Source organism: Streptomyces sp. RKAG337 (assembly GCF_023701715.1).
Classification (GTDB): domain Bacteria; phylum Actinomycetota; class Actinomycetes; order Streptomycetales; family Streptomycetaceae; genus Actinacidiphila.
Genome location: NZ_JAJOZA010000001.1, coordinates 2,877,439 through 2,901,454 on the forward strand (window position 1 = coordinate 2,877,439; position 24,016 = coordinate 2,901,454).

Genomic DNA, 24,016 nt, shown 5'->3' on the forward strand with positions numbered 1-24,016 from the left:
ACCCGTCGAACACTGATCAATGACGATCACCCAACGGCCGATTGGGACCAGACCTGCTCTACGCCGTACTCCTGCGCACCCGCCAGGTTTAGCGTCCTCCTCCAGGTGGCCGAACCCCACTGCCGTCGGACCCCGACAGCACGGCCACCCCCGCCGAAGATCCGGCGGTGTTCCGCTTCCCCGTGCGGACGCCGCCGGATCGAGGTCCCAGCAGGCGGGCACCCGCTAGGCACAAAGGAGTGACGGCCGCGTGGCGTCGCACAGAAAGCCCAAGCAGCGCTCACTCACCGGAACCACCGCACGAACCGCGGCCACCCTCGCCATGGCGGGAGCCGCGTCGGTCACCGCCTTCGGCGAGACCGGCCACGCCGACCCGCAGCTCAGCGTCGGCGAGGTCAAGACCCAGGTCGACGCCCTGTACGAGCAGGCGGAGCAGGCCACCGAGCAGTACAACGGCGCCAAGGAGGCGGCCGACGACGCCCGCGCCGGCCTGGGCAGGCTCCAGGACGAGATGGCCCGCAAGACCGCCCGGCTCAACGCCACCCGCGACCAGATCGGCGCCATCGCCGCCGCGCAGTACCGCTCGGGCGGCATCGACCCGGCCATGCAGCTCGCCCTGGACTCCACCCCCGACACGTATCTCGAACGTGCCGCCCTCATCGACCAGGTGAGCGGCCGCGAGGCCGACATCCTGCGCACCCTCGGCGAGCAGCAGCGGGAGATCGGCACGACGCACGACGCGGCGGACGCCAAACTCGCCGCCCTCAGCGAAGCCCAGACGAAGCTCGCGGAGCACAAGCGCACCATCGAGACCAAGCTCCATGACGCCCAGGCCCTCCTGGACCGCCTCACGGCCGCCCAGCGGGCCAGCGTGGACGACGGCGGCGACGGCACCGGGACGTCATCCGGCACCCAGCACGCCGACCGCTCCACCGACCGCGTCCCGATCGCCCCCGGCGACATCCAGGCCCCCTCCGCCCGCGCCGCCCAGGCCGTCGCCTTCGCCTACAGCGCCCTCGGCCTCCCGTACGTCTGGGGCGCCACCGGACCGTCCTCCTACGACTGCTCCGGCCTCACCCAAGCCGCCTGGAAGGCCGCGGGCGTCTCACTCCCCCGCACCACGTACACCCAGATCAACGCCGGCCAGCGCGTCTCCGAGTCCCAACTCCAACCCGGTGACCTGGTCTTCTTCTACTCCGGCATCAGCCACGTCGGCCTCTACATCGGCAACGGCCAGATGATCCACGCCCCCCACCCGGGCGCCCCGGTCCGCATCGCCCCGATCAACGAAATGCCGTTCGCGGGCGCGAGCCGGCCGTCCTGACCGCCAGGGTCAGAACGGGAAGATCCGGGTGAGGATCACCCGGTGCTCGGCTTCGATGATCAAATACTCCACGATGCCGCCACCGTCCGGGATCGGCACCGTTCGCCAATGGCCGCCCTGGACCGCGACCGAGCTGTCTTTGAGCCATGGGTCTTCCGCGATCGCCACCGTGAGAGCGAAGACCTTCGAAAACAACTCGACAGGTAGTACCGGGTCGGCGAGCGCATCGACTACTGCCTCCGACGGCTCCACCGGCCAAAGATCTTCCTCACTCACCGGGCATCTCTCCGCCGCCGGCCCTGCGTCGTCGGACGACCTCATCAAGAGTCACCGTCCGCAGAGTGCCCTCTTCGGCCGCCGCGATGATCCGCTCCCGCTGCGGATCGGTGTCGAGCATGGCCTGCCCCCACCACGTGGCCAGGACGTGCTCCAGTTCCGAGCCTGCCTGCGCCCGGCCGATCTCACGGTAGAACTCCATCCGACGTGCGCCACCGAGTGCGTCGGCGATGCCGTCGATCGTCCGGGGAACTCTCGGTTCCCCGGGCTCATGCGGGTGCACGGGCTGTGCGGTCATACGGCCCTCCTCGACCAGTACCGAGGTAATCGCGGTCCTACGGCTCGCCCGACCCATCGATGAGTCGACCGTGGGTCCATTGTGCGCCAGACGCAGCGCAGGCATGCTCTGCCCGGCACAGCTCGCCGGCCTCTCGTGTCTGTTCCACGGCACGCTCATGTGCGGCTCCTTCCCTTTGCGCGGATGACGGTCCGCAGCCGATCCACGCGGGCACGGATTTCGGCGGCGGACGGTCCGTCCGAACCGGGAGGCGGGGCATCGCCCCGGCAGCAGCGGCACAGGCCGCCGGACAACGCCTCCGGGCGCCCCGGCACGCCGCACCGCGTGCACTCCAAAATTCGCGGCACGACGACAGCGACGGCGACGACCTCGGGCGGCATCTTGTCGCTGAGCCGCCTGCGCGCCAGCGCCCCCGCGCAATGCACGTGGGGCGGTAGCCCGGCCGTGAGCGCGTACACGAACTGCGGCCCCCGGACCCCGCGCGCCAGCCACTCGGCGGCGAATGGTTCCAACGCCGCGCAATCGGCGGCGGAGAGCATCATTCGGGGATCGGTCCGGCCGAGCGCGGCGAGCGCCTCGTACGCCTCGGAACGCGCGGGGCGGGGTGCGGCAGCCTGTACGGGGACGGTCGTGGTGACTGTCGGCCGCACCGGAGGCGCGGGCGACGCCTCGTCATCCGGCACGTCGCCCGCCACGAAGGCGGCCCACCAGTCGTCGCTGCGGGCCGTCCGCGAGAAGTACGTCCGGGACACCCACTGCGAACGGCCCTCACCGACCGTCTCCCTGATCCGGCGCAGATGCCCGGCCGCCGACAACGCGTTGAGCGCCGTCCGCACGGCCTGCTGCCCATAGGCCGGCAGATCCCTGGCAAGCGTCTTCACATCGACGGCCGCGCCGTCCGGCATCCGGTCGATGTACGCGGCGATCGACGCCTCGCGGTACGGCAGACGGGTGAAATCGGAGCCGCTGTGCGGCCGTTGCCCTGGGGCGGAGCGCTTGCCGTAGCCGGGAGTGGCCATCGGGGGCGCGGACAGGGGCGGGGCAGCGCTAAAATCGGCAACAGCCATGAGGTCGAGTCCGAATCGATCGCGTTGGTCAAACCCCCGTCTGGTGCTCTAACACCGGCGGGGGTTGTTTCTTGTGGCGCACGCTACACCGTGTGAGCGCGTCGTCGCGACCTGTCACCGAAAGAGTCATCAGCGCTGGTCGGCGCGGGAGTTGGACATACACAGGGAGGGTGGGTGGGTTCTACCGAACCACCCATTCCTTGCAAGCAGCGCTCGAACCCCGGGGCCCGAAGCTCGCCCTCCGAGCTTCGGGACTACGCGACAGACTGCGCGCCCGCGAACGCCACAAACGCCGCCCAGGCGTCGGGCCCGAAGGCGAGCTGCGGGCCGGCCTTGTCCTTGGAATCGCGGACGTGGACGGTGGTGGGACAGGCGGCGACCTCGACGCACTGGGCGTCGTAGTTGCCGCTGTGGCTGGACTTGCTCCAGGAGAGGGCGACTTCGATGCAGGCGCCACCCTCGGCGTTGCTATAGCTGGACGTGAACCACGCCGATTCATTGCTCATAGTTCCTCCACCAACGCTCTGATGAACTGCACCGACTCCTCGGGCCGGAGAGCCTGCCGAAGGATCATTGCATGGCGCTGTGCGAGGACGCTGACCTTAACCGGCTCCGCATAGAGAATGCCCATCATCTGGCCTTCCTCATAGGCAAGTTGATCGTGGTCAGGAGTCTCCAGCAGAACAAACGGCCCGCTAAGTCCGGGATGGGATCCTCCAACCCTCAGGACCTGGATGGTGACGTGGCGAGGGGTGCCTGCTGCCAGCAGATGCCGAAGCTGATGCCGGTGTTCCTCCAAGTCCCCGATGGGGTGGCGCAGCGCCGACTCCGCGATCACGAAGTTGAAGGATTTCGTCTGCTTCTCCAGCAGACTGTGTCGCGCCAGCCGCGCTGCGACTCGTTCTTCAACCGTTTCGTCATCCAACGGCGGCCAGTAGGAGCCGATCAGCGTCCGCGCGTACTCCTCCGTCTGGAGCAGTCCCGGGATGAACTGGGCCTCATACCAACTGAGGACGACCGCCTCGGCCTCGTACCGCATGTAGTCCTGGGAGTACGAGGGGAACCGCTCCGGCTTCAGATAGTCCTGCGCTGCCAGCAATAACCCGTGGGCACCACACATCTCGTCCGCGACTTCCAGGATCTTGAGCGTCGGCTTCCGCCGTCCCTGTTCCATCGACTTCACGGACTCGTACTCGTAGCCCGCCTCCTTGCCCAGCTCCTCCCTCGTGATCGCCGCCCGCGTCCGCCAGAGCTTGATCTGGTTGCCGCAGTAGCGCCACGCCATCGGGGGCGGGGACTCGCCGTTCGTCATGTGCTCCGCCTCTCCGGTACCCGATGGGTACGGCTACGGTACGTACTCGCGTCGTTACTGCCGAGGCTATGCCCCGCCCGCCACGGTGTGACCCATGAACGTCGGAACTTCCCCGGTCACACGACCCGGCGGCCTCCCCCAGGACATCGAGTGGCGCCTGCCGTCCCATCCCCGAAGCGTCGGCCGCGCGCGAACTCTCCTACGACACAAGGTGAGTTCATGGCGGGTCCCCGAGGACGCGGCGGAGACCGCCGTCCTTCTCCTCAGCGAGCTGATGACGAACGCCTGCCGTCACGGGCACGCGTCGCCCGGCCGGGAGATCAGCGCGCGCTGCCTGCTCTCCGGCACGACGCTCCGCGTCGAGGTCTCGGACGCGGGGAACGAACTTCCCCGGCTCCGCCGCTCCTCCCCGGACGACGAGTCCGGCCGTGGCCTCGCCCTCGTCGCGGCCCTGGCCGACACCTGGAACACCCACCCCCGCCCCTGCGGGATCGGTAAGACGGTGTGGTTCGAACTCACCCTCCACGCCGGACTCGCCGCACAGCCGCCGAGGCCGTGACGGCCTTTGGATTCCTCGCACCCGGTGGGCGTGTTCTGCTCGTACCACCGGCCGTGCGGGTGGTTCTGACGGTGGCTCAGCCTGGGGTGCGCGGAAACCGTTCTTCCCATGGGGTGGACGGAGCCGTCCACCCGTCTGCGCGGGCCCGCCGCCCGGGCGCACCTGAATGGGCCCTATCGGAGGGCTGGGACGTGCTGCTTCAGTGCCGTGTCCCCTTTAGCCCATTTCCAGGGAGTTCCGCATGTTCCACCGTACGAAGCTGCGCGGCGCCGTGATCGGCGCCTGCACCACCGCACTGGTCGTCGGCGCCGGTCTGCTCACCCTCCCCGCACAGGCCCAGGCTGAGGCGCACAGCCGGCAGGCCGTATCGGCCGCGACCGCGCGGATGACCTCGCGCGCGGACATGCAGGTCGCCAGCTTCTTCCAGGACTACCAGGACGCCGTAGAGGGCCACCAGAACGAGGGCAAGACCCCGCCGCAGATCCGCGAGGAGTACATGACCACCGAACTCGACGACGCCCTCGGCACCTGGAGCTCCGAGCACAAGCTGGACCCCGTCCTCCGCAAGAACGAGATGCCCAAGACCTGGTCGACGACGGAAAGCACAGCACCGCCACCCACACCAAGATCATCATCACCGAGAGGTGGGCCGCGGCACCAGCCAGGACGTCTGGTACCAGGTCCGGCTCTCCGACCTGGTCATCGACGACCTCACGGACCCGACCCCGGCCCCGGCCGCCTGAGCCGTAGGCCCGCGCCCGAGCCCGCGCCGAGGCCGTTGAACCCGACGGCCTCGGACCGCCGGCCTCGGACCATGAGCGGTCAGACCAGGCGCCGTGCCGTCGCCCACCGCGTGAGCTCGTGCCGGTTGGACAGCTGCAGCTTCCTGAGTACCGCCGAGACATGCGATTCGACCGTCTTCACCGAGATGAAGAGCTGCTTGGCGATCTCCTTGTACGCGTAGCCGCGCGCGATGAGCCGCAGCACCTCCCGTTCGCGCACCGTGAGGCGGTCCAGGTCCTCGTCGACCGGCGGGGCGTCCGTCGAGGCGAAGGCGTCGAGGACGAAGCCGGCCAGCCGCGGGGAGAAGACGGCGTCGCCGTCGGAGACCCGGAAGATCGAGGAGACCAGATCCGGGCCGGTGATGGTCTTGGTGACGTAGCCGCGCGCACCGCCGCGGATGACGCCGATGACGTCGTCGGCGGCGTCGGAGACCGACAGCGCCAGGAAGCGGACGGGCCGCTCCGCGTCGCCCATGAGCGGTGCGCAGCGCCGCAGCACTTCGACGCCGCCGCCGCCGGGGAGGTGGACGTCCAGGAGGACGACCTCGGGGCGGGTGGCGGTGATGACCGTGACGGCCTGGTCCACGTCGGCGGCCTCGCCGACGACCTCGACGCCCGTGCGTTCGGTCTCGCCGATCTCGGCCTGGACACCGGTCCTGAACATCCGGTGGTCGTCGACGAGCACGACCCTTACGCGTCGGTCCTCAGTCATGACGCCACCCTCTCCATTTCGAGTTCCACTTCCGTGCCCCCGCCCGGTGCGCTGCGCAGTCGCGCCTCGCCGCCGTTCCGCTGCATCCGGCCGATGATCGACTGCCGGACGCCCATGCGGTCGTCCGGCACCTGGTCGAGGTCGAATCCGGGCCCCCGGTCCCTCACGGACACGAAGACCTTGCGCTCCTCGACCTCGGCGTACACCTGAACCGCTTCGTCGCCACCGTACTTGGCCGCGTTCACCATTGCCTCGCGTGCGGCTGCCATCTGTGCGACCAGATTGTCGTCCAGCGGGCAGTCGCCGACGCAGACGACCTCGACGGGCACCCCGTGGGCGTCCTCCACCTCGGCGGCGGCCTTGCGTACGGCGTCGGCGAGGTTCGTCGGCTCGTCCTCCTTTCCCGTTCCCTCCGGCCGGTACAGCCAGGCCCGCAGCTCACGCTCCTGAGCACGGGCGAGGCGGGCGACCTCGCGCGGGTCCTCGGCGTTGCGTTGGATGAGGGTGAGGGTGTGCAGTACCGAGTCGTGGACGTGCGCGGCGACTTCGGCACGCTCCTGGGCCCGGATGCGCATCAGCCGCTCGGCGGACAGGTCCTGGGTCAGGCGTACGAGGTAGGGCCCGGCGATCAGGGCCACCCCGACCAGCACGGCGAGCGCCGCCTGCAGGATGCCGCCGAGGTGGCTGCCGGAACTGCGCACCACCAGGAAGCCGGTGACCCCGGCCCCGACCAGCAGCACGCCGGCGGCGCCACGGGCGATCGGCCAGAACCGCTTGCCCTGGCTCATCTCGACCCAGCGGCTGCGGCGGGCGTTGTCGGCCTGCCGCCAGACGAGGGCGACGCCGAGGCCGATGACGAGCAGCGGCCAGATGGCGGCGTTGGCGGCGCCCAGGTTCAGATTGCTGACGAGCACGCCGAGGCCGATGAACAGCGCGATGAGCGCGAGGATCTGGCCCTTGTCGGGCCGCCGCCCGGCCAGCCAGGACTTGGCGTCACGCGGTTCCTTGGCCTCGCTCACCCCGCCGACGCCGAGCGGCACGAAGAACCAGAAGAGCGCGTAGAGCAGGATGCCGAGGCCGTTGAACGTCGCGAGCACCACGAACACCACACGCACCCACGACACCGGCAGCCCGAGGTGCCCCGCGAGCCCGCGCGCCACTCCGCCGACCATCCGGCCCTCGGAGCTGCGGTAGAGCTTGCGCGCCGGCGGGTCCGCCGGGTCGGGCGGCTTCAGGTAGGACGCGCCCGTCGCAGGAGCAGGGGTGGTGGCTGGCATACCCCGATCGTCACACGCCAGGGCCGCTCCGGGCATCAGGGTTCCTCCCGGAGGTCACCCTGACCCCCTGGGACCAGGGGCCCGGGTGCCCGGGGGCCCCACCGACCCGGCCCCTGGGGGTCAGCTCAGGGATCGGCCAGGGTTGCACCTGGTGCCGGAGAGCGGCCGGGGCCGCCACCATGGAGGCATGACGCAGGACAGCAGGCCGGCCTTCGAGGCCGAGGCCGACGCCACCCCGGATCTTCCGGACGCACCGGAACCCCCGGCCCGGCGCCGCATCGTTCGCAGCCGCCGCCGGGTGGTCGCGGGTGTGTGCGACGGCGCGGGCCGTTACTTCGAGCTCGATCCGGTGATCTTCCGGATCGTGCTGGCCGTGCTGTCGCTCACCGGCGGTATCGGCCTGATCGTCTACGGCATGGCCTGGCTGGTCATCCCGCAGGAGGGCGAGGACCAGAGCGAGGCGCACCGGATGCTGTCCGGCCGGGTCGAGGGGACGGCGCTGACCGCCGTGCTCGTCGCGCTGGTCGGCTGCGGCCTGTACGCGTCGATGCTCGGCAACGGCACCGACCAGGGGTTCTCGATCCTGCTGCTGGCCGCCGTGGTGGGTGCCGTCTACTGGTCGCAGCAGCGCCGCCGCGCCCAGCTCGACGGCGAGGCGAGCGCGGTGGCGGCCGGACCGGCCGCCGACGCCCCGCCGGCCGCGCAGGCGCCGCCGAGCCCCGTGACCCCGTCGTGGTGGCGCGATCCGCTGACCAAGGACTTCTCGGCCGGCGTGAGCAGCTCCACGGGCTACCTGTGGGGGCCGGACGACGGCCCGTACGAGGAGCAGGACCGCAAGGCCTGGCGGGCCAGGAAGTCCGCGGCCCGGCGGGAGTCGTCCTGGCTGGGCGTGCTGGCGTTCTTCGTGGCGCTGATGGCGGGCGCGGTCGGTACGGCGGCGTCCTGGCACGGGCACCCGCTCGGTACGGCCCTGGAGATCGGGCTGGCGTCCGCGCTGGCCGTCTTCGGCCTGGCCTTCGTCCTCAGTGCCTGGACCGGCCGGGCGAGGGGCGGTACGGCCTTCTGGGCCGTGCTGACGATCGCGCTGCTGGTGGGCGCCGCCGCCGTCCCCAAGAGCATGACCACGGACTGGGCGACGACGGACTGGCGGCCGGTGGCCGTCGCCGGCCTCCAGCCGCACTACGAACAGGGCAGCGGACACGGCCTGCTCGATCTGACCGCGCTGCCGCTCGGCGGGAAGACCGTCACGACCGAGCTGGAGGTCGGTGCGGGCCGGGCCGAGGTCCGGCTGCCGAGGAACGCCACCGTGCGGCTCACCTACCAGATGGGCTTCGGCGAGATTCAGCTCCCGGGCAAGGTCAACCACGGGGTGCGCATCCAGTCGGACGAGCACAGCCAGGTGGTCTTCGGACCGGACGCGGGCGTCCCGTCGACCGGCACGATCGAACTCCACGTCGAGGTGGGCGCGGGACAACTGAGGGTGGTCCGGTGAAACGGCATGGATTCGAGCCCGCGTCCCTCGTGATGGGACTGGTACTGCTGGGCCTCGCGACGGTGTTCCTGCTGGACGCCGCCGGCGGCTGGGACCCGTCCCGGCCGCTGACGGTGGCCCTAGCGGCGGGCGGTCTGGCTTTCGCCGCGGTGACGTCGGTGATCAGCCGCCTGGTCCGACGGCGGGAGCGGCGTGCCGGCGGACCGGCGGCGTGAGGCGATGAGCCCGTCGGCGGACAGCAGCGGGGTCCCGGCGAGGACCAGCGGCAGCCAGGCCATCAGGTACACCAGGTCGTTGCCGTAGTAGTAGGGATCGGTGGCCCAGCTGACCGTCAGCCACAGGCTGAGCGAGATCGCGGCGCCGCCGAGCGCGGCGAGGCGGCCGAACAGGCCGATCAGGATGCCGATGCCGACGGCCAGCTCGCCGAAGGCGATGGCGTACCCGAAGGCGTGCGGCGCCTTGAGCGCGAGATCGACCATCGCCGGGATCGCGGCGCTGTCGCGCACCCCGTGCAGGGTGCCGACCAGCGATCCCGGCGCGGAATCGGTGAAGAACGCGGAGCCGGTGAGCTTGTCGAGCGACGCGTAGATGAAGGTCACGCCGAGGAAGATCCGCAGCGGCATCAGCGCATAGCGCGACGCGGCCTCCCGCCAGGTTCGGAGCATGATGTCCCGCCTCTCCCGCCGTACGCGTCCCCCCCAGGAATGGAAACGATTCTTCACGTACGGCTCTCTTATGGGGAGATACGTATACCGCTGGGATCCGACTCAGTTCCCGGCGAATCAGGCCATCGAGTCGTGGCTAGCCGAAGAGATCGGGCTCGCTGCGCGAGATCTGCTGGTAGAGCGGCTGATAGTTGATCCAGGCGACGAGATCGTTGCCCAGCTGGCCACGGGTGTGGACGGCGCTCTCGTGGTCGATCAGCACCGGCTTCCCGGCCGCCCGGGCGGTCAGCTGCACCTGGCAGGACCGCTCCATCGTGATGAACCACCACGCCGCCGCGTCGACCGAGTCGCCGACCGTCAGCAGCCCGTGGTTGCGCAGGATGACGGCCTTGTGCGGCCCGAGCGCCTCCGCGATCCGGCGGCCCTCCTCCTCGTCGACCACGACGCCCGTGTAGTCGTCGAACAGCGCGTGGTCCTCGTAGAACGCGCAGACGTCCTGGGTGATCGGGTCCAGCAGCTCACCGAGCGACGACAGCGCCCGCCCGTACGTCGAGTGGCTGTGCGCGGCGGCGATCACGTCGGGGCGCGCCTGGTGCACCTGCGCGTGGATCGCGAACGCCGCCTGATTGACGTGGAAGCGGCCCTCGACGACCTGGCCCGCGTGGTTGACCAGGATCAGATCGCTGACGGTGACGAGCTTGAAGCTCATCCCGAACGGATTGACCCAGAAATGGTCGGTGAACTCCGGGTCGCGCGCCGTGATGTGCCCGGCCACGCCCTCCTCGAACCCGAACCGCCCGAACAGCCGCAGCGCGGCCACCAGCCGCTCCTTGCGGTGCTGCCGCTCGTCGTCGGTGGTGGTGAACGTCTGCGGCAGCGCGAAGTGCAGCTGCTCGGTGGGTATCGGCTGCGGCGGCGTGCGCCCTTGTGCGGGCTGCGGGAGGAAGTCGGCCATGCAGCGGAAGCTACCGCGCGGTAAGCGAGAAGAACAGAGTGCGGAGCGAGTCCGGGAACGACGGCGCCGCCCCTCCCAGCAGGCAGGAGGGGCGGCGCGGCGACCGTGCGACGACACGGCCCGGGGCTCAGCGGGAGGTCACTCCCACTCGATGGTGCCCGGCGGCTTGCTCGTCACGTCGAGGACGACGCGGTTGACGTCGGCGACCTCGTTCGTGATGCGGGTGGAGATCTTGGCGAGGACGTCGTACGGCAGCCGCGACCAGTCGGCGGTCATGGCGTCCTCCGAGGAGACCGGGCGCAGCACGATCGGGTGACCGTAGGTGCGGCCGTCGCCCTGGACGCCGACCGAGCGGACGTCGGCGAGCAGGACCACCGGGCACTGCCAGATCTCCCGGTCGAGGCCGGCCGCGGTGAGCTCCTCGCGAGCGATGAAGTCCGCCTCGCGCAGCAGGTCCAGACGCTCCTTGGTGACCTCGCCGACGATCCGGATGCCGAGGCCGGGGCCGGGGAACGGCTGGCGCTGGACGATCTCCTCCGGCAGGCCCAGCTCCTGGCCGACCATCCGGACTTCGTCCTTGAAGAGCTGGCGCAGCGGCTCGATCAGCTCGAACTCGATGTCGTCGGGGAGCCCGCCCACGTTGTGGTGCGACTTGATGTTGGCGGTGCCGGTGCCGCCGCCGGACTCGACGACGTCCGGGTACAGGGTGCCCTGCACCAGGAAGGCGACGTCCTCGCCGGCCGCGCCCGCCTCGGCGACGAGCTCGGCCTGGGCCTGCTCGAAGACGCGGATGAACTCGCGGCCGATGATCTTCCGCTTGGTCTCCGGGTCGGTGACGCCGGCGAGCGCGGTCAGGAAGCGCTCCTCCGCGTCGACGACCTTCAGCTGCACGCCGGTGGCCGCGACGAAGTCCTTCTCGACCTGCTCGGACTCGCCCTTGCGCTGCAGCCCGTGGTCGACGTACACGCAGGTCAGCTGGGAGCCGATGGCCTTCTGCACGATGGCCGCGGCCACCGAGGAGTCCACACCGCCCGAGAGCCCGCAGATCGCGCGCTTGGTGCCGACCTGGGCGCGGATCGCCGCGACCTGCTCCTCGACGACGTTCGTGGTCGTCCAGTCCGGCGCGATGCCCGCGCCGCGGTACAGGAAGTGCTCCAGGATCTGCTGGCCGTGCGTGGAGTGCAGCACCTCGGGGTGGTACTGGACGCCGTACAGCTTGCGCGCGTCGTCCTCGAAGGCGGCGACCGGCACCACGTCGGTGGAGGCGGTGACGGCGAAGCCGGCGGGCGCCGCCGAGCACGCGTCGCCGTGCGACATCCACACGGACTGCTCGGTTGGGGTGCCCTCGAAGAGCGTCGAGCCGGGCTTGCTCACGGACAGCGCGGTGCGGCCGTACTCACGCGCACCGTTGTCGTCGACGGTGCCGCCGAGCGCCACCGCCATCAGCTGGAAGCCGTAGCACATGCCGAAGACCGGGACCCCGGCCTCGAAGATCGCCTTGTCGAGCGAGGGCGCGCCCTCGGCGTAGACCGACGACGGACCGCCGGAGAGGATGATCGCCTTCGGGTTCTTCGCGAGCATCTCGTCCACCGGCATGGTGCTGGGGACGATCTCGCTGTAGACCCGGGCCTCGCGGACGCGTCGGGCGATGAGCTGGGCGTACTGCGCTCCGAAGTCCACTACCAGGACGACGTCCGGGGTGTGGTCGGGGGCGGCTGGGGTCGCTGATGCCACGGGCGGCCTTCCGGCGTTATGTACGAGGGATCGGACCCTGATTCTACCGTTTCCACGAGGGCGCTCCCGTCTCACCATCCGGTCGGCGGCTGGCTACCCGGCGTGCCCGTCGCCATACTGGTCCGCATGTCCTCGAGCACGCACTCCGCGATCTTCGCGTTTACCTATGGCACCGGCTGGTCCGGCTGCCATGGTCGTGCTGCTTGAGCTACTGACAAGCGACTTCCCAGGCGCCCCGGACCTTTCGGTCCGGGGCGTCTGTCGTCTCCGGGTCCGGTCCGGCCCAGTCATCACAGGAGACCTCACGATGAGCACCCAGTCAGCAGCAGTCGCCACCGCCCCGGCCCCCGCCGAAACCGGAGCACGCACGGACGAGGCGGTGGCCCTCATCACGGGGGCGCGCGGCCGGATCGACGATCTCGACACCCGGATCATCGCGCTGGTCACGGAACGGATGGCCGTCTCGGCGGAGATCCAGCGGGCCCGCATCGGCTCGGGCGGCCGGCGGGTGAACCTGTCCCGCGAGATGGAGGTGCTGAACCACTTCAGCGATGAGCTGGGCCGGCCCGGGACGACCCTCGCGATGACCCTGCTGGAGCTGTGCCGCGGCCGCGTGTGACGTTTCTGCGGATCGCCCGTTCGGGCGGCATCACCCGTACGGCACGTGACCGGCCCGGGGGCGGCTTCGTTGGATGGGGTGTCCGTGCCAGCCAGGGGCGGTCGACCACAACCACGCGTGGACGAACAGGATGCCGCTCAGACGCAGCTGAGCGGGGTATCAATGCGGAGCGATGAGGCCTGCCCATTCGTGCGGCAGGCCGTGGGACCTCGCTCCGTGCTCCGTGACCGGGCAGCAGGGGACAGCTGCTCGGTCGCAACTCCAAAGAGGCGGTCGGCTCCCAGGACGCTGGGATCCGGCCGCTCTGCGAAACCCACCCTACTCATCCGCACCCCCGGAAACGCCCCTCCGACCCCCGATCGGAGTACGGCCTGTCCCGTCCCCATCGCCCGGCCACCCCTGCCGAAGCGGCATGACATACGTCACAGCGAAATCCCGGCAAGCGTGGGCAACTGCCAAAGTTTGCGCCGATCTGTCCGGTGCCGACCTCTCCCTCAGCGGTTCCGCGTTATCGAAATGGCACACCTCTCGGCTCTGACCTGGTCATACGATCAGCTCAGCCGTCCTGCGTGACCCCTCCCGCGGCGGCTTCTCCAGCTCTTTTTCAGACCCGAGAGGTCTCGCATGAAGCTCCGCCGCACTCTGGTGACCGTCGCCGCGACCGCTGTCATAGCGCCCGCCGCACTTCTCTCCGCCACCAGCGCCTTCGCCGACACCACGGTCCCCGGCGCTGACGCGTCCGCGACCGCATCGGCCACCCCGGACGCCACGGCCACGCCGACGGCGACCCCGACGGCCACCCCGACCGCGACCGCCACGGCCACCGCGACGGCCACCGCATCGGCCAAGCCGACCACCTCGGCCACGCCGAGCCCCTCCAACTCGCCGACGGTCCCGACGACCCCGGCCAAGTGCACGGACACCAGCGACGGGTCCTCCGATGACCTGCCGGTGGACAAGACGTTCACCACGACCCTCAGTGGCCTGCCCTCGAAGATCGTCGCGGGCAGCGGCTGGCACGGCCTCACCATCGACATCGCGAACAACTCCGCCAAGAGCTACAAGCGCGTCGACTTCGGCGCCTTCGCCGCCGCTGCCAGCGGCAAGGACTTCTCGGACACCTCCCGGCACCTGAAGCTGGAGTTCAAGAACCCCGGCACCGGTGTCTGGCAGAACGTCTCGCTCAACGACACGAACCCGGACTTCGGCGGCCTGGGCTGGACCGATGTCCGCGCCCACGAGAAGTTCAAGCTGAGCCTGCGCATCGCTGCCGACGCCTCGACCCCCGCGGGCTTCGGCTTCGTGATCGCCATCGGCGCCTACGCCGACGGCAAGGGCGACTGCGTCTTCTCCAGCGGTAAGAACTTCTACGAGTTCAACATCCTGAAGGCCCACACCAAGCCGGGCCACGTGCCGGACTCCAAGCCGCAGACCGGTGGCTCGAAGCCGCTTCCCGCGGTGAAGCCCGCCAACACCACCCAGGTGACCCCGGAGGGCCGCCTGGCCGCGACCGGTTCCTCCTCCGCCATGCCGCAGCTCGCCCTCGCGGGCGGCGCGGCCGTCGCGGTCGGCGTCGGCGCGATGTTCGTCGTGCGCCGCCGCAAGGCCGGCTCCACCGTCTGAACCGTTTGACCGGCTGAGTCCCGGAGCCGTGTGAAGGGCCGCACCCCGGTCGGGGTGCGGCCCTTCACGTGTCCGAGGGGGTCAGACCTGCTTCGGCGGGATCGGCGGCACGGGCAGCAGTGGCAGGCGCAGTGCGGCGAAGGCGTCCTCCGGGACGGCCGGGGTCCGCGGTTCCACCGCCGGCAGGCGTACGTAGGCCTCGCCCTGGGTGGGGCGGGTGTCCTCGTCGCCGTTGTTGGGCCAGAACGACATCGCCCGCTCGGCCTGGGCGGTGATCGTGAGCGACGGGTTCACCCCGAGGTTGGCGGAGACGGCGGCGCCGTCGACGACATGGATGCCCGGGTGCCCGTAGAGCCGGTGGTACGGGTCGATCACACCGTGCTCGGCGTCCTCGCCGATGGCGCAGCCGCCGAGGAAGTGGGCGGTCAGCGGCGTCCCCATGAGCTCGCCCACGTTGCTGCCCGCGAAGCCGTTGATCTCCTCGGCGATGAGCCGGGCGGCCTCGGCACCCTCGGGGATGTGCTCGGGGTTGGGCGCGCCGTGGCCCTGCTTGGCGGTGAGCAGTCCCTTGCCCAGGCCCTTGGGCTTGCGGTACGTGGTCAGCGAGTTGTCCAGCGACTGCATGACCAGGCCGATGATGGTGCGCTCCGACCAGCGGCGGTTGGACAGCGAGCGCAACGTGAGCATCGGGTGGCGCGCGCAGGCCGCGGCGAAGGCGAGCGCCTTGGGGGCGCGGGTGTCGTGCGGAATCTGGAGGATGGTGAGGGCGCCCATGGAGTTGGAGCCCTTGCCGTAGCGGACCGGCTCGATGTGGGTGTTGGCGTCGGGGTGGATCGAGGACGTGATCGCGACGCCCTTGGTGAAGTCGACCTTCGCCGCGCCGTGCGCCTTGCGGTAGCGGCGGTTGTCGGTCTGGGCGCCGACCAGCGCCTCGGAGTTGGTGCGGGTGAGTTCGCCGAGCCGGGCGGAGATGCCGGGGAGTTCGCCCGCGTCGCGCATGGTGTGCAGCAGCGTCTGGGTGCCGTACGTGCCGGCGGCGACGACGATCTGCCGGGCGCGCAGCACGCGCCGCTTGCCCTTGCGCTTCTTGTCGGTGGGCGCGGTCGCGACGCGGTAGCCGCCCGCGGGGTCCTCGGAGAGGCCGACGACGGTCGTCATGGGGTGGATGACGGCGCCGGCCTTCTCGGCAAGGTGCAGGTAGTTCTCGTTGAGGGTGTTCTTGGCGCCGTGCCGGCAGCCGGTCATGCACTCACCGCACTCGGTGCACGCGCGCCGCGACGGGCCGGCGCCGCCGAAGTACGGGTCCGCGACCTCGCCGCCGGGCTCGGCCTTCGCCTCGCCGCCGGCGTCCTGGCCGTCCCCGAAGAAGACGCCGACCGGCGCCATGTGGAACGTGTCGCCGACGCCCATCTTCTCGGCGGCGGCCTTCAGGTGCACGTCGGAGGGGGTGAGCGTGGGGTTGAGCCGGACGCCGAGCATGCGCTGGGCCTGGTCGTAGTACGGCTTGAGCTCCGCCTGCCAGTCGGTGATATGGCCCCACTGGCGGTCGTCGAAGAATGCCTGCGGCGGCACGTACAGCGTGTTGGCGTAGTTCAGCGATCCGCCGCCGACGCCCGCGCCGGCCAGCACGAGGACGTTGTTCAGCAGGTGGATGCGCTGGATGCCGTAGAGGCCGAGCGACGGCGCCCAGAGGAAGTTGCGGACGTCCCAGGAGTTCTTGGGCAGCGTCTCGCGCGTGAAGCGGCGCCCGGCTTCGAGGACGCCGACGCGGTAGCCCTTCTCCGTGAGGCGCAGCGCGGACACCGAGCCCCCGAAGCCGGAGCCGATGACGATGACGTCGTAGTCGTAGCCGGGCAGGTCACGCGACACAGGTTCCTCCGTAGCGGATGTTGCCTTCGAACTGCCTTCACAAGCGCCGCCCTCTGCGGGATCAGCGCAGCCGGAACACCTTCATCGCGCGCAGTGAACGGCTCATGAAGGCGGCGTACTTCTCGTCGTCCATGCCCATCGACGGCGCCATCGGCAGCAGCCGCTGCGTCGCGACGGTCTGTGCCTCGGTGAACTTGAGGATGCCCTCGGAGCCGTGCCGGCGGCCGAGTCCGGAGTCCTTCATGCCGCCCATCGGGGCCTGGACGCTGCCGTACGCGGGGGCGTAGCCCTCGTTGACGTTGACGGTCCCGGAGCGCAGCCGGGCGCCGATGCGGCCGCCGCGGCGGGTGTCCTTGGTCCAGACGGACGAGTTGAGGCCGTACGGGGTGGCGTTGGCGCGCTCGACGGCCTCGTCCTCGTCGCGGAACCGGTAGACGGAGACGACCGGGCCGAAGGTCTCCTCGGTGCAGACCGACATCGGCGACTCGACCCCGTCCAGGATCGTCGGCTCGTAGACGTAGGGGCCGATGTCCGGGCGGGCCTGGCCGCCGGTCAGGACGGTGGCGCCCTTGGAGCGGGCCTCGTCGACGTGCCGGCTGACGGTCTCCAGCTGGCGCTCGCCGGCCAGCGATCCCATGCCGGCGCCGAAGGCGAGGGCGGTGCCGAGCTTGAGCGCCCTGGTGCGGGCGGTGAACTTCTCCAGGAAGGCGTCGGCGACGGACTCGTCGACGAAGAGCCGCTCGATGGAGACGCAGAGCTGACCGGCGGAGGCGAAGCAGGCGCGGACGGCGCCTTCCGCGGCCTTGTCGAGGTCGGCGTCGCGCAGCACCAGCATGGCGTTCTTGCCGCCGAGTTCGAGGGAGACGCCGATCAGCCGGGCGGCGGCGCGCTGGGCGACCTCGCGGCCGGTGCGGGTGGAGCCGGTGAAGGAGACGTAGTCGGCGTGCTCGACGAGCGCCGGGCCGATGACCGGGCCGTCGCCGATCACGATCTGCCACACGTCGGCGGGCAGCCCGGCCTCGATGAGCTGCTCGCGCGCCCACAGCGCGGTGAGCGCGGTCTCGGTGTCGGGCTTCATGACGACGGCGTTGCCCGCGGCGAAGGCGGGGAGCGCGTCACCGACCGACAGCTCGAACGGGTAGTTCCAGGGCGCGATCTGTCCGACGACGCCGCGCGGCTGGCGCAGCTCGACCACCTTGGTCAGGATGGGAACGGCACCGCCGTGGCCCTTGGGCTTGAGGTACGCGGGGGCCCGGCGCCCGTAGTGGCGGGCGGCCATGACGACGGCCTGGACCTCTTCGTGGGCGTGCAGCCGGGCCTTGCCGGTCTCCAGCTGGATGAGGTCGAGGACCTCGCTCTGCCGGCTGAGCACCAGGTCGTGGAAGCGCAGCAGCACGGCGGCGCGCTGCCGTACCGGCGTGGCGGCCCAGGCGTGCTGGGCGGCGCGGGCCCGCTCGAAGGCGGTGCCGACCTCGTCAGGAGTGGCCTCCGGGAGGTCGGCGAGCTTCTCGCCGGTGAGCGGGGTGTGGTTGCTGGTGCGGCCGCTGCCGATGACGCCCCGCGTGAGCCGCGCGACGAGGTCGGGGGTGACGACGTCCTGGGCTCCTCTGGCGGTGGTGGGTGCCGCCGGGTTGCCGTCGGTGGGGCGCGTGGTGCCGAGCGAGTCCGTCATATCGGCGAGATTACGGCTGATGGGCGCCTCTGGGTACCCATCAGTAGCTACTTTTCACCTGACGAGCACAATTAAGCCAGCAATCGCTGGCGCGATCTTGATTTCCGCAGCTCAGAGCATGCCCCGCCCGGTCAGCGCGGTGTGAACGTGTTCCGCGCCGTGTCGAAGGTCTGACGTCCCTGCTCCGACTTCTCCACCGGCGACGAGACCCAGATGTCGTACTGCCGGCCGTTCTCCGTCCAGCACAGGTCGAACGTCCGGCGCGCGCCGCCGCCCGGATAGCCGTCCCAGGTGAACTCCCAGAGCGCGGCGGGCCCGCCGTCCTTCGTCGTCCCGGTGACGAACCCGTCCCGGTACCCCTTGTACGCGCCGGCGCCCGCGCGGTGCTGCGCGGTCATCACCGCCATCGGGCCGTTCGGGTCCGGCTTCTCGTTGCGGACGCCGAACCGGAACTCCTTGCCGGGCGAGTAGTAGTAGATCCGCGGCGGATCGACCGACCGGTCGTAACCGGTGGGGAGCACGACGGAGAAGCCCGACGTGTCGGTGACGGTACGGAACCCGGCCGGGACCGGGGTGGGGCTCGGTCTGACGGACGGCGTGGTGTGCGTGGCCGACGGCGGCTGCGATGAGGGCTTCGTCGCGGTGTTCGCGCTGCCGTCGGCACCGTTCATCGTCAGTACGGCGGCCGCCACCCCACCCCCGACGACCAGTGCGAGCAGCGCGCCCGCCAGTACTCCCCTGCGGGACTTCCGGCTCTTGGAGGACCCGGGGAAGGCGGCGGGGAACGGTGAAGGGGTCAGCGGCGGGGTCGGGTCCTGGGCCGGTTCCAGGACCGGATCCGGCGGGACCACGGTGTCCTGGGTGACGGTCGGGACGTGTCCCGTCTCCGTCGCCTCGCCGGTCTCGGCGTACGTGCGCAGCCACAGCTCCGCCGCCGGCGCTCCCATCCGGCGGCCGGTGTCACGTTCGAGCAGCGCGCTGACGACCGGCAGCAGCGGGCCCGCGCTCGCGGGCGGGCGGATCTCGTCGTAGACGACGGCGTGCAGCACCCCGCCGATCGAATCGCGGCGGAACGGCGAGTGCCCGTCGACGGACGCGCACAGCAGCACACCCACCGACCACAGATCGGACTCCGGCCCCGCCACCGCCCCGGACATCCGCTCCGGCGAGGTGTACTCGGGCGAACCGACGAACACCCCGGTCTCGGTCAGTGTCGTCGTTCCCGACACCCGCGCGATCCCGAAGTCGGTGAGCACGACCCGCCCGGTCTCCCGCTCGATCAGGACGTTCGCCGGCTTGATGTCCCGGTGCAGCACCCCGCGCTCGTGCGCGGCGTGCAGCGCACCCGCCACCGCGGCGCCGATCCTGGCCGCCTCGCGCGGCCCCACCGGGCCGTCCTTGGCGAGCACGTCCGACAGCGAGCGGCCGTCGATCAGCTCCATCACGATCCACGGCCGGCCGTCCTGCTCGACCACGTCGTGCAGGACGACGACATGCGGGTGCCGGATCTGCGCCACACTCCGGGCCTCACGCAGCGCGCGGTCCCGGTACAGCTGCTGCTCGGCCTCGGACAGGTCCTCGTTGAAGTGCAGCTCCTTGACCGCGACCTGCCGGTCCAGCAACTCGTCGGTCGCCCGCCACACGGTGCCCATACCGCCGCGGCCCAGCCGCCCGGTGATCCGGTAACGGCCGGCGATCGGCCCGGGCATCCGCGGGGCCGAGGGCGCGGCGTATCCCCCGTCGTTCGCCATGCGCCCATCATGCCGCACGCCTCCCGGCGCCTGCGGTTGGGCCGCCCGGCGGTCAGTCCGCCGGACGGTAGGTCTCGGCCGCCTTGTCGAAGATGCGCTGGACGTCGGCCCGTTGATCGTCCGGACCGATCACCAGGACCAGGTGGTACTTGCCGTCCTGGAGCACCGCGAGATTGCGGGCGTAGACCTGGTGGCCGTTGCCGTCCCGCCAGCTGTACTCGCCCTCCGCCGCGGGCGATCCGCCCACGTCGAGCGTCCGCAGCGCGCCGGCCGAGGCCCACTGCGAGGCGCGGAACGGCGCCAGCTCGGGTTCGTTGGACTGGTACGCCATCGGGTCAGTGCCCGCGTCGGACGCCGCGTCGCGGCCGGGGACGACGATCAGCTGGAAGTCCCCGCCGGTGTACCGGACCTGGTCCTGGGCGTTCTTGCCCTGCCGCTGCCAGCCGGTGTGCACGGCGACCGTGAAGCCCGTGTCGTCCGTGCGCAGCGCGAAGTCGCCGCCGAGATCGGTGGCCGGCGGTGCGCTCGTCGCCGGGGGCCGGGTGGTGGGCGGCGGCTTCGCGGACGTCGGGGCGGTGGTCGGCGCCTTGCCGCTGGTCTTGTCGTCCGAGCCGGAGCCCGGCATCTGCGCCGGGACCGTCCGGGTCGTCGAACCTGCCTGGCTGCCGTCGTCGGTGGTGTTGCGCGGCATCATCACCAGCGCGTACACCACCACCGCGACCAGCAGGAGCAGCACGAGGATGAGCAGGCGGGCGCCCAGACTGCGCGGCGCCCGTTCCCTCGGCGCCTTCTGCTGCGGCCCGTTCGTCCGGGTCGACTGCGCCTGGTTCACCTGCCGGGCCGACCGCTCCTGCTTCGCCCGCGCATGGCGCCGGTGGGTCGTCCCGGAGAGCCCCTCGGCGGAGGCGGCGGCCGCCGCGGCCGCCGCGGACCTGCGGCGGCGGACCAGCTCGCCCCTGCGCCGGACGATCGGCAGCTTGCGGGGATCCGTCGGGACCGGCACCGTCCGCAGCCCCAGGTCGGGCTCGGGCGCGGACCGGATCAAGGAGCGCAGCCAGCCCTCCAGTTCGTCGAAGTCCGGGCGCTCCTCGGGGTCGGGGCGCAGCAGCGACTCGACGATGGGCCGCAGCGGTCCGCTCTCCTCGGCGAAGGCGGGCGGTTCCGCGCAGACCAGCTGGACGAGCTCCGGGGTGCTCTCCTCGGGAAACGGCGGGTGGCCCTGGACGCTGCGGAAGAGCAGCGAGCCCAGCGCCCACAGGTCGGCCGCGGGGCCGACGGGCGGCGCCAGCTGCCAGTTCTCATGGACGGGGGTGGCCTGTTCCGGCGCCCAGCGCTCGGTGACCGGGCCGACGACGGTGATGCGGGCCTGCCGGGCCCGCTCCTGCTCCAGCGCGGAGTCGGGTCCGCCCCAGCCGGCGCCGTTCCCTCCGGCCATCACCTCGGCCGGGACCGGGTCGTAGCCGCAGAGCGCCTCCTGCGCGGCACCGGCCGCCAGGCCGGACAGCATGGCGCGGCCGTCGTCGCAGACCAGGACGGTGCTGGCGGTGACGTTGCGGTGGGTCCAGCCGTAGGCGTGCAGGACGCGCAGCGCGACGAGCACGTCCGAGGCGACCTCGGCGGCGCGGTAGTGGCCGAGCCGCTTGTCGACGAGTAACGACGCGAGCGGCCGGGCGTTGACCAGCTCGCTGGCGATCCACAGGCTGCCGTCCTCGACGAAGATGTCGAAGACCTGCACCAGGCGCGGGTGATCGGGTATCGCGGCGGCGGCCCGCGCGGCGTCCAGCGCGCGCTGCGCGCTGTCGCTCGTACGGTCCTGGCCGTGGCCCGGCTGGTCACCGTACTGCCCCGGGCTCATCAGTTCCGCGCTGACGATCTCCGGCAGCAGTACCTGGCGGACCAGGACCTCCTGGCCGCTGTACGTGTCGAAGGCGCGCGTTTCGACCAGTTCGTACTCGTCCGCGGGTGGCCGGGGCAGGCGGTAGCGGTCGGCGAGTACGCGACCCGCGTATTCGTCCACGACGCCTCCCCAAAAGCGTCAGATCCGGTCCGGTCCGGATGCAATCTGGCTGCGGACAGTCCGCGAGCTTTCACGATACGTGCCGGAGGCATGCCTCGTGACCCGCTCTGCGCAGATCAGTTGGCCGGCTTGAAGGTGGCGAAGAACGTCTGGCGCATCTGCGCGATGGCGGGCGTGTCCCACTGGTCGGCGGGCGCGGAGAACATGATGGCGAAACCCTGGTGGTCGTTGACGACGAACCCGCGGTTCTGGACGCGACCCTTGATGCCGCCCTTCTCGGTCCGCTCGAAGATCCAGTCGGCGGCGGTGGGGTAGCCGTTGAAGGCGACGTTGGCGATCGACAGCCGGTGGTAGCCGCTACTCGCGGAAGCCACCGAGCCTTCGTTCGCGAACCAGGCGGCCGCCGCGTTCTTGCCCGGCTCGTCGGTGAAGTCGATCTGCACACGCGGGAAGCCGCCGTCGGCGCTGAATATGAAGCTGTCGGCCCCCGCGCTGCCGGTCTTCTTCCAACCCGCCGGCAGCGCGATGGAGAAGTGCCCCGCCGTCACGACGTTGAAGCCGGGCGGCACCTTGTTGTCCGTGCCCGCCGGCGGGTTCGCGGCGCCACCCGTGCCCGCGGTGGTGCCCGCGGTCGTGCCGGCGGTGGTGCCCGCGCTCGTCCCCGCGCCCGGGTTCGTCGACGGCTGCTGTCCGTTGCCGCCGGGGGTCCCCTTCGGGGTGCCCGGCGTCTTGCCGTCGCCCACCTTGCCCGGGGCGGAGGACGCGGAACCCGGCTTGGAGTCGGGCGCGTTGTCGCCGTCCCCGCCGCTGGCCAGCGCGAAGCCGATCGCGGTGCCGAGGACGGCGAGGGCGACGGCGACGAGGGCGATGATCAGCACCCGGCGCGGTACGACGTCGGTGATCGGCGCGCGCGGCGCCTTCGGCTTGGTGTCGGGCTCCCCCGGCTCCGCCGCCGGTCTCGGCTTCGTGGCCTTCGCCGCCTTGGCGGCGGTGGCGGAGCCGGCGGCCGCGGCGGCGCCGCGCACCGAGCGCAGCGCGTTGCGGACCCTGGCCTGGTCGGCGGCGGCCTTGCGGGCGGCGGGCGGTGCGTCGGTCGGGGTGGGCTGCGGGTCAGGCGGCAGCGCGACGACGCGCGTCGCGGAGTTCCCCAGGTCCTCGGACGCCGGAGCGACCGGATGCTGCGGCGCGTTGGCGACGCGGGTGAGCAGGGTGCGGACGCCCGCGTCGTCCAGGCGCTCCGCCGGGTCCTTGATGAGCAGGCCGTGGATGGCGTCGGCGAGCGCGCCCGCGTTCTCCATCGGGCCGACCGGCTCGGTCATGACGGCGGTCAGGGTGGCGATGGCCGAGCCCTTGTCGTAGGGCGGGCGGCCCTCGACCGATGCGTACAGCAGGGCGCCGAGCGACCACAGGTCCGCCGGCGGGCCCGGCTTCTGGCCGCGGGCGCGCTCCGGCGAGATGTACGAGGGGGCGCCGACGAGCATGCCGGTCGAGGTGACGGAGGGGTCGCCGTCGATCTGCGCGATGCCGAAGTCGCTGAGCACGACGCGGCCGTCGTCGGCGATGAGGACGTTGGACGGCTTGACGTCGCGGTGGAGGATGCCCTCCTTGTGCGCGGCCTTCAGCACGTCGAGCACCACCAGGGCCACCTCGGCGGCGCGCTTGGGCGTCAGCGGGCCGTCCTCACGGATGGCGTCGGACAGCGAGCGGCCCTCGACCAGTTCCATGACGATCCACGGCCGGTCGTCCTCCTCGACGACATCGAACACGGTGACCGCGCCGGTGCCGCGGATCCGCGCGGTGGCCTTCGCCTCGCGCAGGGTCCGGGTGATCAGCCGGCGCTTCTCGTCCTCGTCGACATTTCCGGGGAAGCGCAACTCCTTGACGGCGACGGTCCGGCCGAGGGTTTCGTCCTCCGCGCGCCAGACCGTTCCCATGCCGCCCTTGCCGAGGACCTCGCCGAGCCGGTACCGGTCGGCGAGGAGACGTCCGTCGGTGCCTTGCGCCTGGCCCAT

General features: G+C 71.2%; 20 protein-coding genes. 5 read left to right on the plus strand and 15 right to left on the minus strand.

The annotated features are described in order from the left end of the window. Positions 1 to 250: 250 nt before the first annotated feature. On the plus strand, positions 251 to 1,324 hold the full coding sequence (locus LNW73_RS12445; protein WP_250989961.1) for a C40 family peptidase: 1,074 nt from the start codon (positions 251 to 253) through the stop codon (positions 1,322 to 1,324). 9 nt (positions 1,325 to 1,333) lie between these two features. Here LNW73_RS12445 and LNW73_RS12450 read toward each other — a convergent pair whose 3' ends face one another. The 5 genes from LNW73_RS12450 to LNW73_RS12470 all read right to left on the minus strand — a co-directional run bounded on the left by LNW73_RS12450 (position 1,334) and on the right by LNW73_RS12470 (position 4,277). Continuing rightward, positions 1,334 to 1,600: a hypothetical protein gene (locus LNW73_RS12450; protein WP_250989962.1), complete on the minus strand. Its 267-nt coding sequence runs from the start codon at positions 1,598 to 1,600 to the stop codon at positions 1,334 to 1,336. Further along, positions 1,593 to 1,898, minus strand: a complete 306-nt coding sequence (locus tag LNW73_RS12455; protein ID WP_250989963.1) for a hypothetical protein — start codon at positions 1,896 to 1,898, stop codon at positions 1,593 to 1,595. The genes LNW73_RS12450 and LNW73_RS12455 overlap by 8 nt, the downstream gene beginning before the upstream one ends. Before the next feature lie 155 nt (positions 1,899 to 2,053). After that, entirely contained in the window at positions 2,054 to 2,917 is an 864-nt protein-coding gene (locus tag LNW73_RS12460) for a hypothetical protein (protein WP_250989964.1), read from the minus strand. Between the two features lie 302 nt (positions 2,918 to 3,219). Next, on the minus strand, positions 3,220 to 3,471 hold the full coding sequence (locus LNW73_RS12465; protein WP_250989965.1) for a DUF397 domain-containing protein: 252 nt from the start codon (positions 3,469 to 3,471) through the stop codon (positions 3,220 to 3,222). Then, complete coding sequence (locus LNW73_RS12470) at positions 3,468 to 4,277, minus strand: helix-turn-helix domain-containing protein (RefSeq protein ID WP_250989966.1); 810 nt, start codon at positions 4,275 to 4,277, stop codon at positions 3,468 to 3,470. Before LNW73_RS12470 ends, LNW73_RS12465 begins: the two co-directional genes overlap by 4 nt. Positions 4,278 to 4,371: 94 nt before the next feature. Here LNW73_RS12470 and LNW73_RS12475 point away from each other — a divergent pair, with 94 nt between their 5' ends. After that, a complete protein-coding gene (locus LNW73_RS12475; protein ID WP_285391008.1) occupies positions 4,372 to 4,836 on the plus strand; it encodes an ATP-binding protein in 465 nt (154 codons plus the stop codon). Positions 4,837 to 5,658: 822 nt separating this feature from the next. Here the strand turns inward: LNW73_RS12475 and LNW73_RS12480 are convergent. Beyond that, positions 5,659 to 6,330 carry a LuxR C-terminal-related transcriptional regulator gene (locus tag LNW73_RS12480; RefSeq protein ID WP_250977320.1) on the minus strand — a complete coding sequence of 224 codons (672 nt, stop codon included), beginning with the start codon at positions 6,328 to 6,330 and terminating at the stop codon, positions 5,659 to 5,661. Continuing rightward, on the minus strand, positions 6,327 to 7,607 hold the full coding sequence (locus LNW73_RS12485; RefSeq protein ID WP_250989968.1) for a PspC domain-containing protein: 1,281 nt from the start codon (positions 7,605 to 7,607) through the stop codon (positions 6,327 to 6,329). Before LNW73_RS12485 ends, LNW73_RS12480 begins: the two co-directional genes overlap by 4 nt. Positions 7,608 to 7,794: 187 nt before the next feature. Between LNW73_RS12485 and LNW73_RS35960 the strand changes: the two genes are divergently transcribed. After that, a complete protein-coding gene (locus LNW73_RS35960; RefSeq protein ID WP_285391011.1) occupies positions 7,795 to 9,099 on the plus strand; it encodes a PspC domain-containing protein in 1,305 nt (434 codons plus the stop codon). 119 nt (positions 9,100 to 9,218) lie between these two features. Here the strand turns inward: LNW73_RS35960 and LNW73_RS12495 are convergent, their stop codons facing one another. The 3 genes from LNW73_RS12495 to guaA form a co-directional block, all read right to left on the minus strand. After that, entirely contained in the window at positions 9,219 to 9,764 is a 546-nt protein-coding gene (locus LNW73_RS12495) for a DoxX family protein (protein WP_250989969.1), read from the minus strand. A gap of 136 nt (positions 9,765 to 9,900) precedes the next feature. Continuing rightward, on the minus strand, positions 9,901 to 10,719 hold the full coding sequence (locus LNW73_RS12500; RefSeq protein WP_250977317.1) for a class II aldolase/adducin family protein: 819 nt from the start codon (positions 10,717 to 10,719) through the stop codon (positions 9,901 to 9,903). Positions 10,720 to 10,857: 138 nt separating this feature from the next. Continuing rightward, the gene (guaA, locus tag LNW73_RS12505; protein WP_250977316.1) at positions 10,858 to 12,453 is read right to left on the minus strand and encodes a glutamine-hydrolyzing GMP synthase; all 1,596 of its coding nucleotides are present in this window, start codon (positions 12,451 to 12,453) and stop codon (positions 10,858 to 10,860) included. Positions 12,454 to 12,760: 307 nt separating this feature from the next. On the opposite strand from guaA, the gene LNW73_RS12510 reads away from it, so the two are divergent. Both LNW73_RS12510 and LNW73_RS12515 read left to right on the plus strand, forming a co-directional pair. After that, positions 12,761 to 13,072 carry a chorismate mutase gene (locus LNW73_RS12510; protein ID WP_250977315.1) on the plus strand — a complete coding sequence of 104 codons (312 nt, stop codon included), beginning with the start codon at positions 12,761 to 12,763 and terminating at the stop codon, positions 13,070 to 13,072. Positions 13,073 to 13,696: 624 nt separating this feature from the next. Continuing rightward, positions 13,697 to 14,695 (plus strand): LPXTG cell wall anchor domain-containing protein, encoded by a 999-nt coding sequence (locus LNW73_RS12515; RefSeq protein WP_250989970.1) that lies wholly within the window; start codon positions 13,697 to 13,699, stop codon positions 14,693 to 14,695. An 81-nt stretch (positions 14,696 to 14,776) separates the two neighbouring features. Here the strand turns inward: LNW73_RS12515 and LNW73_RS12520 are convergent, their stop codons facing one another. From LNW73_RS12520 to LNW73_RS12540, 5 genes are all read right to left on the minus strand, one after another. Next, the gene (locus tag LNW73_RS12520) at positions 14,777 to 16,564 is read right to left on the minus strand and encodes a GMC oxidoreductase (RefSeq protein ID WP_250989971.1); all 1,788 of its coding nucleotides are present in this window, start codon (positions 16,562 to 16,564) and stop codon (positions 14,777 to 14,779) included. Between the two features lie 61 nt (positions 16,565 to 16,625). Next, the gene (locus tag LNW73_RS12525; RefSeq protein WP_250989972.1) at positions 16,626 to 18,236 is read right to left on the minus strand and encodes a succinic semialdehyde dehydrogenase; all 1,611 of its coding nucleotides are present in this window, start codon (positions 18,234 to 18,236) and stop codon (positions 16,626 to 16,628) included. A gap of 131 nt (positions 18,237 to 18,367) precedes the next feature. Beyond that, a complete protein-coding gene (locus LNW73_RS12530; RefSeq protein ID WP_250989973.1) occupies positions 18,368 to 19,987 on the minus strand; it encodes a serine/threonine-protein kinase in 1,620 nt (539 codons plus the stop codon). A 52-nt stretch (positions 19,988 to 20,039) separates the two neighbouring features. After that, positions 20,040 to 22,004: a serine/threonine-protein kinase gene (locus LNW73_RS12535; protein ID WP_250989974.1), complete on the minus strand. Its 1,965-nt coding sequence runs from the start codon at positions 22,002 to 22,004 to the stop codon at positions 20,040 to 20,042. Between the two features lie 116 nt (positions 22,005 to 22,120). Further along, positions 22,121 to 24,016: a serine/threonine-protein kinase gene (locus LNW73_RS12540; RefSeq protein WP_250989975.1), complete on the minus strand. Its 1,896-nt coding sequence runs from the start codon at positions 24,014 to 24,016 to the stop codon at positions 22,121 to 22,123.

Excerpts from the sequence above, each read along its gene's own strand:
- LNW73_RS12485 (WP_250989968.1), bottom strand. The coding sequence starts at position 7,607 with ATGCCAGCCACCACCCCTGCTCCTGCGACGGGCGCGTCCTACCTGAAG.
- LNW73_RS12515 (WP_250989970.1), top strand. The coding sequence starts at position 13,697 with ATGAAGCTCCGCCGCACTCTGGTGACCGTCGCCGCGACCGCTGTCATA.
- LNW73_RS12480 (WP_250977320.1), bottom strand. The coding sequence starts at position 6,330 with ATGACTGAGGACCGACGCGTAAGGGTCGTGCTCGTCGACGACCACCGG.
- LNW73_RS12470 (WP_250989966.1), bottom strand. The coding sequence starts at position 4,277 with ATGACGAACGGCGAGTCCCCGCCCCCGATGGCGTGGCGCTACTGCGGC.
- LNW73_RS12510 (WP_250977315.1), top strand. The coding sequence starts at position 12,761 with ATGAGCACCCAGTCAGCAGCAGTCGCCACCGCCCCGGCCCCCGCCGAA.
- LNW73_RS12500 (WP_250977317.1), bottom strand. The coding sequence starts at position 10,719 with ATGGCCGACTTCCTCCCGCAGCCCGCACAAGGGCGCACGCCGCCGCAG.
- LNW73_RS12455 (WP_250989963.1), bottom strand. The coding sequence starts at position 1,898 with ATGACCGCACAGCCCGTGCACCCGCATGAGCCCGGGGAACCGAGAGTT.
- LNW73_RS12460 (WP_250989964.1), bottom strand. The coding sequence starts at position 2,917 with ATGGCCACTCCCGGCTACGGCAAGCGCTCCGCCCCAGGGCAACGGCCG.
- LNW73_RS12495 (WP_250989969.1), bottom strand. The coding sequence starts at position 9,764 with ATGCTCCGAACCTGGCGGGAGGCCGCGTCGCGCTATGCGCTGATGCCG.
- LNW73_RS12465 (WP_250989965.1), bottom strand. The coding sequence starts at position 3,471 with ATGAGCAATGAATCGGCGTGGTTCACGTCCAGCTATAGCAACGCCGAG.
- LNW73_RS12540 (WP_250989975.1), bottom strand. The coding sequence starts at position 24,016 with ATGGGCCAGGCGCAAGGCACCGACGGACGTCTCCTCGCCGACCGGTAC.
- LNW73_RS12475 (WP_285391008.1), top strand. The coding sequence starts at position 4,372 with ATGAACGTCGGAACTTCCCCGGTCACACGACCCGGCGGCCTCCCCCAG.
- LNW73_RS35960 (WP_285391011.1), top strand. The coding sequence starts at position 7,795 with ATGACGCAGGACAGCAGGCCGGCCTTCGAGGCCGAGGCCGACGCCACC.
- LNW73_RS12525 (WP_250989972.1), bottom strand. The coding sequence starts at position 18,236 with ATGACGGACTCGCTCGGCACCACGCGCCCCACCGACGGCAACCCGGCG.
- LNW73_RS12530 (WP_250989973.1), bottom strand. The coding sequence starts at position 19,987 with ATGGCGAACGACGGGGGATACGCCGCGCCCTCGGCCCCGCGGATGCCC.